Here is a 15,495-nt window from a genome sequence, read left to right on the forward strand (position 1 = left end):
TAAAAACATCCAGACATGTGAGGTACAACTCAACGGGCAATTGGTAATGCTTGATGGTAAAGAATTGATGAGTTTCCTAAATAGCTGTAAACATACTGTTGAGTGCCGAGGAAAGGATTTAGGTTCTCTGCAAAACTTTGCCAACAGTTTGACCTTACGATGTCTAATGAATCTTAGAACATACCTTATAAGTAGATGAAGCCAAATAATTACTCATCTAATTTTTAGAAAGTGCGAACCACGGCTCACACGTTTATTTCGGTACTGTTCTTAATTCCTTAAGCCTGAGCTACCGATGGAGATTGAGTGTTTGGTCATGATGGGGTATGGAGGCTGTGCCCCCTGCCTGGGAGCCGTGCCCCCTGCATCCCCAATTCCAATCTCTATGGGTAACGAGTGCTGCTGGATGAAGTTGAGATGGGTGTGTGCAGAAGCAAAGCCCCTGGTACACTAGTGTGCCCATCGGTATTCATCCATAAACCAGTTTGATGATTGAATTTTGGGGGTGTGACGTGCCTCTAGAAAAGCCAAATCCATACCGGCTTGAGGATGGCTATAGTCATTTGCAGGGTTTGGATTATAAGCTATGGACGAAGGTTACTACCGACGACAAAATCGATTGCAACCATCTCACAAGACCGTAAGATGAAACATTGCTGAATAATCTGTGCCCACTTAAATTTAAGCCCAACCTATCAATGAGTACGGCGTCTTTATAGAAAAATTACAGATCATAAAATGCTTGATTTTGGGGTGGTTTTGTGAATATCGATCAGCGTTCTGAAGTTCGTAAGGTTTTGATCATCACGCTAGTACTGAATCTATTTGTGATGCTCTTGAAGGTAATCATTGGTTTGGGGACAGGCTCTTTGAGCATCCTGGCAGATGCCCTGCACAGTGTCACCGATAGTGCCAATAATGTTCTTGGGTTAGTCGCCAGTCGATTTTCGTTACCCGAACCCGATCGAGAGCATCCCTACGGGCACCAAAAGTTTGAAGCCGTAGGTGCCTTGGGGATCGCTGCATTTTTAGGGATTGCTTGTTTTGAGATTTTGCGGGGAACGTCGGAGCGCATTCTCACGGGTGGAGAGCCTGTCAGTATCTCGCCGACAGAGTTGTGGCTTTTGCTCATCGTGCTGGGCGTGAACATTTTTGTCGCGTTTTATGAACGCGCGGTGGGAAATCGGGTGGGCAGCCCCATCTTAATTGCGGATGCTTACCATACGATGAGTGATATTTGGGTAACGATCAGTGTGCTGGCAGGGTTGGTCGGCATCTGGGTGTTTGATTTCCAGTGGCTTGATATTGTGTTGGCATTTCCTGTTGCGTTATTAGTATTTTGGAGTGGCTGGAATGTGCTGCGGGAAAATTTGCCCTGGTTAGTCGATGAAATGGCGATCGCCCCGGAAGCGATTCATGATTTGGTGATGCAAGTGCCGGGAGTGATTAACTGTCACAGCATCGCGTCTAGAGGCGTTTTGGGGCGTCAGGTATTTATCGAAATGCACCTGATTGTGGATGCGTCGGATGTTGAGACCGCTCATAACATTACTGAGCTGGTTGAGCAGAGGTTAGAAGAACGCTATGGTTCCGTCAGAATCAGTATTCATGTTGAACCTCCTACCTACCATTCCACCCAAATTAGTTACGAATCGCATTGATTTTGAAGACGTTTTGCCATGTCCCATCTAACAACAGGTGATCCGGCTCCCTGGTTTACAGTTGCTGCAACATCAGGCGCAAATTACAACTTTGATACGGTAGGGGGCTATCGGGTCATTTTGAGTTTCCTGGGAAGTTGTAAGTTTGGTAGCAGCCAGCAGATCTTAAACGACTTTCTGGCATTGCAATCTGAATTGACAGATGCCCAGATTCCCTTTTTTGGGGTCACGATCGATCCGGATGATCGGGTATTTAAAGACCAGATCAGCCACCCTACGTTCTTTAAATTGCTGTGGGATTTTGAACGACAGGTCAGCACGTTGTATGGTGTGTGCCAACTTGCTGAAGCGAAGCATCAGGGCGGTAGCTATACACCAACGACCTTTGTGTTAGACGAAAATTTGCATATTGTTCGGACTTTTACGATTGACGAGCCCGCCCACCATGCAAGGCAAGTCCTTGAGTTTGCTAAGCGTTTGCCTGTATTTGAGCCACCGACTCTGGCAAATCGGCAAGCACCTGTGCTGTTTATTCCTCAAGTGTTTGAGCCAGAGTTTTGCCAGCATTTGATTCAGCTGTATGAAGCTAATGGGGGCAGAGATTCTGGGTTTATGCGGCAGGTCGAGGGCAAAACCGTTGAGATTCTCGACTATGGGTTCAAAAAACGGCGTGACTTTCCGATTATGGAGGCGTCTCTATTACAGACGATTAATGAATTAGTGTTACGTCGAGTCAAGCCAGAGATTGAAAAAGTATTTCAATTTACGATTACCCGGTTTGAGCGGCATTTGGTGGCGTGCTATGAAGCATCGGATCAAGGGTTTTTTCATCGTCATCGAGACAATACAACGAAGGGCACTGCCCATCGACGCTTTGCCATGAGCCTCAATCTGAATACGGGTGACTATGAGGGGGGATGTTTGCGCTTCCCAGAATATGATTCGCGGCTATATCGCCCTGCAACAGGAGAGGCTGTGATTTTTTCCTGTTCGTTATTGCATGAGGCAACGCCAGTAACCCAGGGGCGTCGGTTTGCTTTGCTCTCTTTCTTTTATAACGATGATGATGCGCGGGTGCGAGAGCAGAATGCTAAGTATGTGGTGTTGAAGTCGGGAAAAGCGGCTCAATCCGCTAGTGACGTATCGAGTGATAACGATTCAAAAGCTGGCGATCGCAAAAATAACGATTCAAAAGCTGGCAATTCAAAAGCTGGCGATCGCCCTGCAACGGTTAAACCCAGCCATGGGTTTCAACCCAAATCAAAAAAGAAACGGCGATAAAGGGTTTGATGTCTCATAACGTCCCGGTTGGGGTGTGGGGCAGGTCAGATTTGGCTCAGGGATCATCGCCCACCCAGCGCAGTTGCACATAGACCAGAAGCATTGCCCCGATTAATAAAGCCGTTGCGGCGGCGGCGGCATAGCCAAAATCGAACTGGCCGAAGGCTTCGGTATAGATATAGAACACCAGCAAATTGGTCGAGTTGAGTGGACCCCCTCCGGTGATGATATAGGGTTGCTCGAAACTGCGCAGGGTAAAAATTGCCGTTGTGATAGTGGCAAACATCAGGGTGGGGCGCAATCCCGGCAATGTGATATACCAAAACTGTTGCCAGCCATTGGCTCCGTCTAGCTCTGCTGCTTCATAGCGATTTTGCGGGATGGTTTGTAAGCCTGCCAAAAACACAACCAGATTGAAGCCCAATTGTGTCCAGATGCTCAGGACAATCATGACGGGCATTGCCCAGGTGGTGCTACTCAGCCAGGAGATTGGTGCGATGCCGACCTGACCCAGGATGTGATTAATTGGACCGTCGGGTTGAAACAGCCAGCGAAACCCCAGTCCTACCGCAACCAATGATGTAATCGAGGGGATGAAGTAAGCCGTCCGCAAAATTCCCCGTAAAGCAACAGTGCGATCGAGGAGGACGGCTAAGCTGAGAGGAATGGCTAGGCTGGGAAGCAGAGTGGCGATCGCAAAGTAGACCGTATTCCCCAAGACCTGCCAAAAATCGGGATTTATCAACAATCGCCCATAGTTGTTTAAGCCAATCCACTGCACCCCGGCACGGGTAAAGCTGCCTGAGGTGAAACTTAGATAGCAGAGGTAGCCAATTGGATAAAAAACAAAGATACCTAAGAGAAGCAGCGCCGGTGACAGAAATAACCAGGCTGTCAGGGTTTCTCGATCCGTTTGTCTAATCGGCAGGGGCGATCGCTCCATGGGGAATAAACGCTCAAGACTGGTGAGAGCCGCACGCCGTGCGGCTCTCACCAGTATCCTCCATTTCAAGCTAGGGAAAAGGGCGATCGCTCAAGCAAATTTGATTCTGAGATAGTCTCCTTCCATTTTTGCGCCAGCGGGTTGTAACGCTGCCAGGGCTTGCGGTAAGACCAAATTACGCCGATGGTTGCCAATCCGCACATTGAGTTCATCTGACGATTTACTCAGTTCGATTTTTTCTTTAGGAATGCCAGGGAGATAGAGTTCCAGACTGTATTGATTTTGCTCTTGCAACACCCGCATCGTGGTTTCTTTGTAGTAAACCTGGGCGGGGTCTTCATCGCCATACAGGGTTTCTTTCAACCGTTCTAAAGCTGCCAGACCACACATCTCTTCTGAGTAGAGAGGCACTTCTTTAATCGGCAGGGGGCTGAAGTTGTCGTGGATTTCCTGACGATATTTTTGCTGGTTTTCTTTCCAGCGCTGAAAGAAAGGATCGACAACAGTATCGGGCAGAATCCGGTTTGCTACCACCATATCTGTTGCCACGTTGTACAGGCTGAGATAAGCGTGGGCACGCAGCGATTCTTTGATCACCATTTTTTCGGGATTGGTCACCAACCGTACCGATGTTTGCGTGTTATCGGTCAACACTTTTTCCAGCGCCTCAATTTGCTCATAAAACTCGTAGGGCGCATCCATGATTTCTTTGTCGGGCAAAGAGAATCCGGCGATCGGGCGGAATAACGGTTCTACCAGCGGACGCAAAGCAACTGATACGGCTTGAAACGGTTTATACAGGCGACGCATGTACCAACCTGCCACCTCTGGCAAACTCAATAACCGCAGTGCTGTTCCAGTGGGTGCCGAGTCAATAATCAAAACATCGTAAGTGCCTTCGTCATAGTGTCGCTTCATGCGCACCAGACTAAAAATTTCATCCATTCCAGGCAAAATTGCCAGTTCCTCAGCTTCGACCCCATCTAACCCACGGGCTTGCAAAACCTGGGTAATGTAGCGCTTGACCGCACCCCAGTTGCTTTCCAACTCCATCAGGGCGTCTAGCTCTGCCCCCCAGAGATTGGGGCGAACCAGTTGGGGATCGTGCCCCAATTCCATATCAAAGCTATCGGCTAAAGAATGCGCTGGGTCAGTACTCAGGACCAGGGTGCGATAACCCAGTTCTGCACATCTCAGCCCCGTTGCCGCTGCTACAGAGGTTTTGCCAACGCCTCCTTTGCCAGTCATCAAGATTACGCGCATGAACTGTTCAACCCTTCCGGATGAGAAATGTTTACATTCTTTTACTTTATCGGGTTTTCGCGGAGACAGGACAGTTAGGCGACGAGGATATGTAAAACCGGGATGTGTTCCTAACGCAGCAACGCCGTAATATCAAAATCTTCGGGCAGGAACGCCGATCGCCCCGGAAACGGCACGATCGCCAGTACGCCAATGCCACTTAGCGAGAGGACTAACGCGATCGCCATGAGTTTCAGTTTGTTTTGCCATACCGTAGCAGGCTCAGCCCCCAACGTTTTGGCAGGAATCAGCCATAGTACCAGACAACCCAGCACCATCAAGCTACCCAGAATCGCCGCTATGCCACCGACAGCTGCGATCGCCAGCCACACCAATCGATCCATAATTTTGGGAATTACTAATTCTTGCCGAGGCAAGATGGTTGCTGGCACAACGTGCCAGCAACCATCTTGCACATTATTGTTTCATCCGCCCGTAGATTTCGGTCATCGACCGCAGGCGATCGCCTAATTCCTGAGTCAGCATATCGGCACGATAGCGCCATGCCCAGTTACCCGTCGCCAATCCAGGGAAATTCATCCGTGCTTCGGTGCCCAACCCAAAAATATCTTGCAGGGGGAAGATGACTCGATCGGCAACAGAGGTCATTGCTACCCGAATTAAATCCCAATGGATGCCAAAGGGGCAGGTGCAACCGAGATATTGCAACACTCTGCCCCGTTCCCAGTCGTTGAGGCTATTAAACCACCCTACGGTTGTATCGTTGTCGTGGGTGCCGGTATAGACGACAAAATTGCGACCGTGGTTGTAGGGCAAAAACGGATTGCCCGGATCAGAACCGAAGGCAAAGTGCAACACCTTCATGCCGGGGAAATGAAAGCGATCGCGCAATTCTTCGACATCGGGAGTAATTACGCCCAAATCTTCTGCCAAAATGGGTAGCTTGCCCAATTCCTTGAGCAGTGCTTCAAAAAACTCGGTTCCCGGCGCATTCATCCATTCCCCATTAATCGCAGTGGTTTCGCCCTCCGGAACTGCCCAGTAAGCACTGAATCCACGAAAATGGTCGATTCTCACCCAATCTACATAATCGAGCAACGCCCGCACACGTTGAATCCACCAATGGAAACCTGATTCCTGGATTGTTTCCCAGTTATAAATTGGGTTACCCCACAGTTGTCCGGTTTCGCTGAAATAATCGGGGGGAACGCCTGCCATCAACGCCGGTTCGCCCGTTTCTGGGTCGAGGTGGAAGTTTTCGGGATATGCCCAAACATCGGCACTATCATGGGCAACGTAAATGGGAATGTCGCCAATGATCTGAATGTCTTTTTCGTTGGCATAGTCCTTCAGGTGTGACCACTGCCGAAAAAACTCAAATTGAAAAAACTTGTGATGATAAATTTCATCGCTCAACTTGTCGCGCCACTGAGCCATCTCATCTGGATGACGTTGGGCGATCGCCTCACCCCATTGATTCCAACCAATGCCGTTGTGCGCCCCTTTCAACGCCATAAACAGCGCATAGTTATCGAGCCAAAACGCCCGACTCTGACAAAATTCTTCATAGGCTGTCTGGTCGGCTTCCGCAGCATTTGCCTTAAAGGTTTCAGCCGCTTTTACCAGCAGTGGCATTTTCAGCTCAATCACCCGCTCGTAGTCCACCGTATCGTCAGAAAAGTGGGGCAGATGGTCTAAATCCGACGCCTCTAACAACCCCTGGGTTTGCAACGATTCCAGGCTAATCAACAGCGGATTTCCTGCCATTGACGAGTAACACATATAAGGGGAATTGCCATAGGCAGCAGGACCCAACGGCAAAATCTGCCAGAGTCGCTGCCCACTGTGATAGAGAAAATCAATGAACTGGTAGGCTGCTGACCCCAAATCTCCAATCCCAAACCGACCTGGAAATGATGTGGGATGGAGTAAAACGCCGCTAACTCTGGAAGACATAGGCTAAATAGAATGAAAACTACAAAATTACCCTCAGATTAGGAGCGTGTCGGAGATCCCCCTAAATCTATTTCTCTGGCAAGCTGCTAGTGCTTTATCAAGTATTTTCTGACGGGCGATGTGCCGCGCGAAGCGCGGCACATCGCCCGTTTTAACCATCAATTTTTAATTGACAGACCACTAGGCTGCATATTCGTTGACTGGTTGTGGTTCAAATGTGTGAGTCATCATGATTTTGAAATACTCACTCTATAGGCGGTTCAACGTCATTGCCCACACATTCAGACCCATCATCCGTTGACTGGGCGGCTGTTAGAAACCAGGGGCAATTTGGATTCCATCAGTACAGCGTACCGAGTTGCTTGCGTGAAAGCAGTGTTATCCATGCCACCTTTCCAAAAAAATTGAGGGATGACTGAACCTACAACGATGAAAACCTCAGTCATGCCAAAACCTGTTCCTGGGAAAATAAGCCTGAGAGTCAGCACACCCTTCAGCTTATCGTTTTCCTGAGCGATCGCGAGGGATGTTAACCCGTTTTATAAAGCTTAAACTTGTATCCCCAGTCATGTTAAGATATGCAGCAATTATGAAATCTGTGTTGGAGAGGTCTACATATTCATGGAAGCGGCATTGCTGTTAGCAAAGTTACCTGAAGCCTACTCAATCTTCGACCCCTTGGTGGATGTTCTGCCTCTAATTCCTTTATTTTTCTTCTTGCTGGCGTTTGTTTGGCAAGCTTCGGTTGGTTTTAGATAAGCTTCATAGAAAAGAGGTTTTTGGGAAGAGCGATGATTCGTCATCGCTCTTTTTTTGGTAATGGTATTCATGTCATGATTTTTTGTGGCGCGGGCGTCGCCCGCGCCACAAAAAATCATGACTTTTTTAGGACTACCCTTTTTTTAATGGAAATCTTGAAGAGACGCGATTGATCACGTCTTTACAAGTAAACGGGATAGTTTAGGACTTCGATCGACCCCCGATTATCTTTTGAAATGCAGGTCGCTCGCCAAGCTGCTTCATGTAGTTGGCGATCGCAGGATAGTCGGTAAATTCTATCTTTAGCAGCAACGTGGCATACGCCAGCATTGAACCGATCGCAACATCGGCTGCGCTAAACTGTGCTGCTACCAAATAGGACTGATGGCTTAACGCCGTATCTAGCGCCGTTAACAATCGCGGCGTCTCAGTTTCACGAGTGGCTTCTGAGAACATCCCAGGTCCCAGAGTGGCGTTAGCAAAAATCACCCACTGCGCTACTTCTGAGCGTTGCTCTAATGTCAGACTCGGACCATACTTTTCTGCCAGATATAGCAAAATGGCACCCGACTCCCATAGTTTGAAGTCGCCGTCTGCGATCGCCGGTACCTTGCCAACAGGATTAATTGCCAAAAAATCAGGTTGGCGATGCTCGCCAGCCTGCATATCTAACAAAACGAACTCGTAGGGAACCGTAAGTTCTTCCAAATACCATTGAACGATAGATGCCCGACTCCGGGCACCACCATAGAGTTTCAACATCAAGAATGACCCGTTAACACGTTTTTTACTGAGGATGACAACTTAAATAAAACCCGGATGTTTATGTTTGGTTTTATTTAGTCCCCCCGTAGGAATGGGAATTAAGTGACCTCGATGATGTGTTGTAGGGGCGAACGGCCGTTCGCCCCTACAAATGATTCCATGTTCGATCTTACTCAGTCCCCGATCCGTAGGGCGTTACTGATTGGCAGGAATGGATTTGGACGCCATTCGGCACCGTCAAAATTCATACCCAGGTTTCGCAATCCCTTTTGTATTGTAAAAGGGGCAGTAAAGCCAACCCGTTTACCCATTTTATCTGGATCGGTTTACAGCACTGGTGTTGCTGATTTTGGGCAAAAAATTGACCGTGACACCGAAGGTGTCACGGTCAATTTTTGCCGCTATTAAGCAGTGTGGTTTACAGCACTTGATGCGTATGGGGATGCTGCTTGACGTTATCTTCGGTGCGAATAATTCGTTCTGAATTCAGTACTCGCTTCCGTTCTACAGAAAAGTTGAAATCGTCTTTAACAGTGCCGCAAGGAACAATGGTTTGAGCCGAAGGACGAGACTTGTATGTGCGAGTAGCGGCGATCGCCCGTGTACTAAACTCATCACAAAACTGAGCCGTGTCTGGGAATGCTGTGGGCAACGTCAATTCATCCCCCGCTAAAACCGCGCCTAGAGTGGTTCCATACACCATCTGATAGGACGTGGGAATGCCTTTGGCGATCGCCTCTAATGCTGCTGAAGGAATCGGTTCAACAATCTTGACCTGATGAATTTCACCATCTTCTTTAATAAAACAGGTTGCTAAACCGACAACCAAGTAATCTTCTGTAGAGAGATCTGGCGCATTGGAATAAGCTGTTGCAGTTGTCATAGTGAAATGTCAATGGATACTTGTTATGTCGATGGATGGATTAAATCGATCGGTTTCACCAGCATTCTACCGTGTCACCTCTCCGCGATTCAGACTTGTTCAGAAAGCCTGATTTTTCCTCAGAGTTTCTTTGTAAAGAAAGCTTGATTACTGTGAAGAAAATCCTAAAGATTGAGTCAGTTATGAGAGAAATGTGATGCATCTCACACCCATAACGATTGGATTGAGTTTAGTCCGTCAAACGTAACTGTGAGCATCATGAAGAGACAGTTCATCAAGTCAAGATGAAGATTCATGAATCTCTGAGGTGAGATGATGCGTGAATAATTGATCCAGACAAATTAATAGACCATGACGTATAAAGCTTGCCCTACCTCATTTGCGCATCCTGTTAGGGCTGATGAGACCGGGTAATGCGGTGGATGAAATTGCTTTAATTCTGAACGCAACGGCAATGTCATATGTAGTTTTTCTGATGATGGGTCAGTAAATTTTCCGAAAACATACGGCTAGTAGACCTCCTTAATGGTACTGATAAGAGGGGTGTTTCCATTGCTCATCAACCGCTTGAGAATTTCACATGTTGTTGCACGGCGAATCTGCAATTCCGTAGTTTCAACATCACATTTCTCCACAGAAAGACAGATTATCAAGTGACACAGGTGCCTGCATCTCATTTCAAAAAACACTAGAAACTAAAGATTAGAAAATTAGAGTTCAACTTTAGAGTTCTTTGCGGAAAGAGCCTCCGTATGAGTGAAGTGATTAAGGATGGTTTTCTTTTTACCAAAACTCTGGGTTCACTCTAACCAAAGTTCGATGCCGTTGGCTCTGTAACATTGTGAGGATGCCATAGTTATGCGCTCACCTGCGAATCGCCGAGATAACAATAAGAACCTGAGAAACGCTGCCGAAGTAACCACCGTGACTTCGTCCCAGTCTGATTCAAGTCCAAGCAAGGGTTGGCATCCTAAGCGCCATCGGATTGTTAATAAGACCTCCTGTAAAGTAACGGCATCCCCGATGTCTCAGGCGGACTGGGAAACGATGATGCGCCACCGGGCATTGATCGAAGCCCAAAAGGGAAATCGCAGCGAAGCGATCGCTCTTTTTACCCAAGTCCTCAAACGCAATCCGAATAGTGCGCAAGATTATAACAATCGCGGTCTGGTTTACTTCCAGGACGGTCAACTCGCTAAAGCGATCGCGGATTACGACCAAGCCTTAGAAATTAGTCCCTGGTTAGATAGCGTTTACAATAACCGTGCGAATTATTTCGCGGCTCAAGGGCAGTTTATGGAAGCCGTTTTGGATTATGACACTGCCATTGATCTAAATCCTGCTAATATTCGCGCCTGGATCAACCAGGGGATTACGTTCCGCGACCTAGAAATGTATGACCGAGCCATCGAAAATTTTGACTTGGCATTGTGTCTAGGGAATGGCTTAGAAGAACATATTTATGCGGAAAGAGGACGAGCTTATCATCTGCGCGGCGACTGGAATTGTGCGATCGCAGATTACAAACGGGCGATCGCCATTTTGGCAACCGAGGGGTCGAATACTAAAACAGCATCTCGTCTCTACAATCACGTCGAAATGTGGTTAGACGAGTTAATCAGCCCCCTATACTTAGCGGAATAGCTGCATCCAAGGATAAATTAGACTACGAAACCCAGGGTTTCCCAGTCCTCAGTCAAAATATTGAGCTAAATATCTAATCAACAACAGAGGGGAGCGCAAAGCGCTCCCCTCTGTTGTTGATTGGGCGTTAATTACTCAATCGAGATCGATTGTGGACCACTGTTTTTGTTATTGAAGCTATCGCTTGTTGTCGTGCTGGAGGCAGCACCAGACTGCTGATCGAGCCAACTTTTGACGGGGTCTTCGGTTAAGTTCAAACGCAGTAACCCCGAAAAGAACCCTCCCAGAAATGCGATCGGATGCCCCGCTACTTCCTTAAATAATGGCGAAAACTCATCCAGAAACATGTGTCAGCGCTCCTCTCAAATCCTTTTCCCATTTGCTATTTATCTTATCGTGAAATTTCTTTAAGCTGATACCCCGAAGACGGATCCTTGCCGGGTCGATCAGTCCAACATAGCCATAGAGACATCAGACCTCTGAGGTTTTCAAAACCTCGGAGGTCTGAGGGAGCGCGATCAGCGATCGCAACCTTAAAATTTAACGCTGACAAAGTACTAGTTCTATATATTAGCGAAATGCTCTAGAAACTTTTGGTGTAGATATCGATCGCGATCGCCAATCTGTTGCAAAAGCCGATTACAGTTCTGTTTCGGTTAATTTGGGGAGGAATTTGACGAGTTGTTCACCAAATTGATGTTTGAGATCGTTGATATCGGCGTAGTTTTGATAAAAATGTCCCATATCTGAGAGCTTTTGTTTGAAGGTGAGCAAGCTCACAATTTCGGATGTAATGCGGCTCATGTTGACGGCTGCATCTTTGAAATAGGTATAGATTAAGGGGCGATCGCTATTCTTAAAGGTTTCTAGTGCAGTAAGAAATTCTTCGTCGGTGTATTGCCCGACTTTGGTGTGAAACAGGCTGACAAACACATCACAGTCTGAAATGGCTTTGTTGTATTCATCTTGCGATCGCGTTTTAGACATGGCATCCAGAAAGTTTTCCCAGATCACCAGCTTTAAGCGGATGCCGCGATCGATGTAGTAATCATTCTGACGGCTAATAAAAATCTCGAACTGCTCGCGATCGCTTTTTAGCTCGGACGAAGATGCTAGAAAGATTTTGATGGTTTGCATCGCAGGTTTGGGGGTAGGTGAAGGGTCGGGTGGCGGGGTGGGTTCATCGCCTTGTTTGTCGGGCAGGCTGGCGACAATTTCCTCAACTTCGTAGCCTTCCAGAAGGCTGCCGAGAGGGACATCTTCTCCACTTTTGACACATTCGATCGTGGTCTTTTTGCGTTGTTCTTGGCGCTTTTTCAGGTCTGTGTATGTGAAGAAATGCGGTGGGTTGCTATCTGTGCAATCTTGGCAATGGCAGGGAATCATTTTGTCGTAGTGCAGCCGATGGTAAGACTGGCTGATGCTGTCTAGCTCATCGACGATGACGGCACGAAACTCGGCAATGCTGGGACCAGAGAAACGCAGGGAAATGCGGCGCAGGTTCAGGTCTTCTTTGATTTCTGCCCAGGTGTTGCCGCGACGGATCACCATGCCATTACGCCAGACCCAATCGTGGTTATCGATGTAGCGATACATGGTGACGGCAAACTGCCAGAAGATGCCCTTGGGCATGAAGGCATCGTAGCGCAGTTGCATCTGGCTAGTTTGCGTTTCGTTCCAGGGGTAGGTGGGGGTGTTGGGGGGCAGTAGTTGGGGCGCGACCAGTGCGCCAGTGTTGCCGATTTCGTAGACCAGCCGAAAGTTTTTCATCAGCTCGATCAAGACATCGTGCATATGGCGATACTGCGGATCGCTCCAGATCTGGGCGCAATCCTGGCGGCTAAATCGTCCGGCTTTGGCTTTAATGCCGTCGTCATCAAAGATGCGATAGACAGCATTGGTTGCCCAGGTAGGTTTGAGGATAACCCGATCGCGTAGGAAGGGATTATCGGCAAAGTGCAGCAAAATACCCAGATCATGAAAGTAGCCCAGCAGGGTATCGATGTCTGCGCTGCTGGTGATGTCGTGAGCCTGACAGATTTCATCAAACTGAGAGCGATAGATATAGTTGCGATCGTCAGTTTCGATAGCGTGGCGCACATCGACCCAGCGAGCCGGAACGGGTTCGCCAATGTGGGGCAGGTTTTGGGCACAGTGTTCGATCTGCCCAATCAGTGTATGAATCTGTTTGAGGCGTTGCTGGGCTTTGGCTGGATCGGGTTCTTCCTGAGTTTTGAAGTTAATGGGGATGATGTCTTTGATGCTGTCGGGATAACGGCTGAGCAGGTCAGCCCGGTTGAGGCTGCGCTGCACCTCGCCTTTTTCGTTGAGGACGATGATCAGGGGGCTATTGCCGGCAAACAATTCGATGATGTTGAGCCAGTAGTTAAAGTCCGTATCGTCTTTGCGGTTGTCAGCCACTAAAACATAGAGAGACCGCTTGGAAAGAAAAAAACGATGGGTATAGTGGTAGATTTCCTGCCCGCCAAAGTCCCAGATATTGAGCTGGAAGGTTCGCGTTGCAGAAGTCTCAGATTGATCTCTATCCCGACAAGGAAACGTATGGGCTTGAATGCTAATGCCTTTAGTACGGTCATCCACATGGGGCAAGGGACAGTTTGGCTGCGGAATTTTGTGCGCCAGGGTGGTTTTACCCGCTTCCCCTTCACCCACAATCAGCATTTTGGCTTCGTAGAGATAATCTTTGCCCTGGGTAGCGAGTTGGGCGTAGTAGTTGAGAATGGCGGCATTGCCCTGACGGACAATTTCCAGGGGGGGTTCTTCGATGGGATTGCCGGTGAGATTAATGAAGTCGGAAGCATATTTTTCGTTGATTTTGACTGCCATTCTACTTTCAGCCAACCACGGGGGAATTTTTGTAATTTTGTTGTTCTCTAGATCAAGGGATATGAGCCCGGTTAGCTCCCTCAAAAAAGAACAATCAGTGATACCGTTATTTTGCAAATGAAGACAATAGAGATCTTTTAGCTCACTCAAAAATGAAAAATTAGTGATGCTATAGTTATTCAAATTAAGCCATTTGAGATTTTTGAGTTCTCTTAAAAATGCAAAATTGGTGATTTGATTGTCACTCAGGTCAAGCCGTCTGAGTTCTTTAAACTCTCCTACAAAGGAACAATCAGTGATGTGATTTTTCCATAGCTCAAGTGATGTGAGACTTTTGAGATCTTTTAAGAAGGAGCAATCGGTGATTTGATTGTTGCTCAAATTCAGCAATGTGAGATTTTTGAGTTCTCTTAAAAATGCAAAATCGGTGATTTGGTTACTACCTAAATTAAGCAATGTAAGATTTTTGAGTTCCTTTAAAAAGAAACAATCAGTGATTTGATTGTGGTTCAAATTAAGTGATGTAAGGCTTTTAAGTTCCCTTAAAAAGGAACAATCCGTGATGCTATTACTACTCAAATCAAGCGATGTGAGATTTTTGAGTTCTCTCAAAAAGGAAAAATCGGTGATTTGAGTGTTACTCAAATTCAATAATTTAAGGCTTTTGAATTCCCCTAAAAAAGAGCAATCGGTAATTTGACTAAAATCTAAATTAAGTGATTTAAGGTTTTTGAGCTCCCCCAAAAAGGAAAAATCAGTGATTTTACTAGAACTTAAATGAAGAGAAGTGAGCCTTTCGATCTCCCTCAAGAATGAAAAATCAGTAATGTGATTGCTACTTATGTAACCAGCACTTAAATGAAGTGATGTAAACTCTTTGAGATCTTTCAGAAATAAAAAATTAGTAGATCGATTCCCAATTAAGGAAAGTGATGTGAGTCCTTTAAGTTCTCTTAAAAATGAATAATTGCTAATTTGATTAAAATTCAAGTCAAGCTGTTTGAGTTCTTTGAGTTCTCTTAAAAAAGAACAATCAGTGATTTCATTGGAACTTAAATCAAGCGTAGTCAGTTCGGTTAACTCACTTAAAAAGTTAAAGCTGGGTAAATGAACTTTCCTGAAATAAAGGTACTTTAAATGCCTAAGTTGGTCAAAGGGAAAGTCAACCAGAATCTGACTGGTCACAGGTTTCAAAAACAGTCCGCTGACAGTGCCATCTTTTGCTAGGGTATAGGCATCCCCTGTGATCAGATCTGGATTCCCCCAATCTCGTCGATTGTTTGCCTGGGTGTGCCGTTCAAATTGGTCTTCCGAGATGTGTTGCAGGGGGCGACCCAGGCGGTCTCCGAGTTGGCGAATCAGGTCAAGGTCAGACATGGGCGGAGGGGGAGGTGAGGGGGGATGTGGGGATGATGAAGATGGGCTTCGCCGTGAGCGTAGTCGAACGGGAGGTGAGGAGATGAGGGAGATGGGCTTCGCCGTGAGCGTAGTCG

12 protein-coding genes and 1 pseudogene are annotated in these 15,495 nt (G+C 47.1%); 4 read left to right on the forward strand and 9 right to left on the reverse strand.

The window, feature by feature from the left end:
• The first annotated feature begins 761 nt into the window (after window positions 1-761).
• On the forward strand, window positions 762-1,661 hold the full coding sequence (gene cdf31 / locus ACR6Z4_RS12275) for a CDF family zinc efflux transporter Cdf31 (RefSeq protein ID WP_479717560.1): 900 nt from the start codon (window positions 762-764) through the stop codon (window positions 1,659-1,661).
• Between the two features lie 18 nt (window positions 1,662-1,679).
• Window positions 1,680-2,942: a 2OG-Fe(II) oxygenase gene (locus tag ACR6Z4_RS12280; RefSeq protein ID WP_479717561.1), complete on the forward strand. Its 1,263-nt coding sequence runs from the start codon at window positions 1,680-1,682 to the stop codon at window positions 2,940-2,942.
• Between the two features lie 55 nt (window positions 2,943-2,997).
• Here the strand turns inward: ACR6Z4_RS12280 and ACR6Z4_RS12285 are convergent, their stop codons facing one another.
• The 4 genes from ACR6Z4_RS12285 to malQ all read right to left on the reverse strand — a co-directional run bounded on the left by ACR6Z4_RS12285 (window position 2,998) and on the right by malQ (window position 7,104).
• Window positions 2,998-3,885, reverse strand: a complete 888-nt coding sequence (locus ACR6Z4_RS12285) for a carbohydrate ABC transporter permease (protein WP_479717642.1) — start codon at window positions 3,883-3,885, stop codon at window positions 2,998-3,000.
• A 90-nt stretch (window positions 3,886-3,975) separates the two neighbouring features.
• Window positions 3,976-5,148: a TRC40/GET3/ArsA family transport-energizing ATPase gene (locus ACR6Z4_RS12290; RefSeq protein WP_479717562.1), complete on the reverse strand. Its 1,173-nt coding sequence runs from the start codon at window positions 5,146-5,148 to the stop codon at window positions 3,976-3,978.
• 110 nt (window positions 5,149-5,258) lie between these two features.
• Window positions 5,259-5,579: a hypothetical protein gene (locus tag ACR6Z4_RS12295; protein WP_479717563.1), complete on the reverse strand. Its 321-nt coding sequence runs from the start codon at window positions 5,577-5,579 to the stop codon at window positions 5,259-5,261.
• Window positions 5,580-5,604: 25 nt separating this feature from the next.
• Complete coding sequence (gene malQ, locus ACR6Z4_RS12300) at window positions 5,605-7,104, reverse strand: 4-alpha-glucanotransferase (RefSeq protein WP_479717564.1); 1,500 nt, start codon at window positions 7,102-7,104, stop codon at window positions 5,605-5,607.
• Between the two features lie 621 nt (window positions 7,105-7,725).
• Here malQ and ACR6Z4_RS12305 point away from each other — a divergent pair.
• Complete coding sequence (locus ACR6Z4_RS12305) at window positions 7,726-7,863, forward strand: photosystem II reaction center protein K (RefSeq protein WP_479717565.1); 138 nt, start codon at window positions 7,726-7,728, stop codon at window positions 7,861-7,863.
• 201 nt (window positions 7,864-8,064) lie between these two features.
• Here ACR6Z4_RS12305 and ACR6Z4_RS12310 read toward each other — a convergent pair whose 3' ends face one another.
• Together ACR6Z4_RS12310 and ACR6Z4_RS12315 are read right to left on the reverse strand one after the other, a co-directional pair.
• Complete coding sequence (locus ACR6Z4_RS12310; RefSeq protein WP_479717566.1) at window positions 8,065-8,625, reverse strand: glutathione S-transferase family protein; 561 nt, start codon at window positions 8,623-8,625, stop codon at window positions 8,065-8,067.
• Window positions 8,626-9,046: 421 nt separating this feature from the next.
• Window positions 9,047-9,511 carry a hypothetical protein gene (locus ACR6Z4_RS12315; RefSeq protein WP_479717567.1) on the reverse strand — a complete coding sequence of 155 codons (465 nt, stop codon included), beginning with the start codon at window positions 9,509-9,511 and terminating at the stop codon, window positions 9,047-9,049.
• A gap of 858 nt (window positions 9,512-10,369) precedes the next feature.
• Between ACR6Z4_RS12315 and ACR6Z4_RS12320 the strand changes: the two genes are divergently transcribed.
• A complete protein-coding gene (locus tag ACR6Z4_RS12320) occupies window positions 10,370-11,155 on the forward strand; it encodes a tetratricopeptide repeat protein (RefSeq protein WP_479717568.1) in 786 nt (261 codons plus the stop codon).
• 131 nt (window positions 11,156-11,286) lie between these two features.
• On the opposite strand, the gene ACR6Z4_RS12325 is transcribed toward ACR6Z4_RS12320, so the two are convergent.
• The 3 genes and pseudogenes from ACR6Z4_RS12325 to ACR6Z4_RS12335 all read right to left on the reverse strand — a co-directional run.
• A complete protein-coding gene (locus tag ACR6Z4_RS12325) occupies window positions 11,287-11,502 on the reverse strand; it encodes a ssl0294 family protein (protein WP_479717569.1) in 216 nt (71 codons plus the stop codon).
• 292 nt (window positions 11,503-11,794) lie between these two features.
• Window positions 11,795-14,002, reverse strand: coding sequence for a COR domain-containing protein (locus ACR6Z4_RS12330; RefSeq protein WP_479717643.1), 2,208 nt, complete (start codon window positions 14,000-14,002; stop codon window positions 11,795-11,797).
• A 30-nt stretch (window positions 14,003-14,032) separates the two neighbouring features.
• Window positions 14,033-15,379 (reverse strand): annotated as a pseudogene (locus ACR6Z4_RS12335) (leucine-rich repeat domain-containing protein); the annotation flags it as partial.
• Window positions 15,380-15,495: the final 116 nt, after the last annotated feature.

This window comes from Calyptranema fuscum S582 (genome assembly GCF_055793305.1).

Bases quoted from the DNA above. Each gene is read 5' to 3' on its own strand.
- ACR6Z4_RS12320 (WP_479717568.1), top strand. From the start codon at position 10,370: ATGCGCTCACCTGCGAATCGCCGAGATAACAATAAGAACCTGAGAAAC.
- ACR6Z4_RS12290 (WP_479717562.1), bottom strand. From the start codon at position 5,148: ATGCGCGTAATCTTGATGACTGGCAAAGGAGGCGTTGGCAAAACCTCT.
- ACR6Z4_RS12310 (WP_479717566.1), bottom strand. From the start codon at position 8,625: ATGTTGAAACTCTATGGTGGTGCCCGGAGTCGGGCATCTATCGTTCAA.
- ACR6Z4_RS12280 (WP_479717561.1), top strand. From the start codon at position 1,680: ATGTCCCATCTAACAACAGGTGATCCGGCTCCCTGGTTTACAGTTGCT.
- malQ (WP_479717564.1), bottom strand. From the start codon at position 7,104: ATGTCTTCCAGAGTTAGCGGCGTTTTACTCCATCCCACATCATTTCCA.
- ACR6Z4_RS12330 (WP_479717643.1), bottom strand. From the start codon at position 14,002: ATGGCAGTCAAAATCAACGAAAAATATGCTTCCGACTTCATTAATCTC.
- ACR6Z4_RS12325 (WP_479717569.1), bottom strand. From the start codon at position 11,502: ATGTTTCTGGATGAGTTTTCGCCATTATTTAAGGAAGTAGCGGGGCAT.
- ACR6Z4_RS12285 (WP_479717642.1), bottom strand. From the start codon at position 3,885: ATGGAGCGATCGCCCCTGCCGATTAGACAAACGGATCGAGAAACCCTG.
- ACR6Z4_RS12305 (WP_479717565.1), top strand. From the start codon at position 7,726: ATGGAAGCGGCATTGCTGTTAGCAAAGTTACCTGAAGCCTACTCAATC.
- ACR6Z4_RS12315 (WP_479717567.1), bottom strand. From the start codon at position 9,511: ATGACAACTGCAACAGCTTATTCCAATGCGCCAGATCTCTCTACAGAA.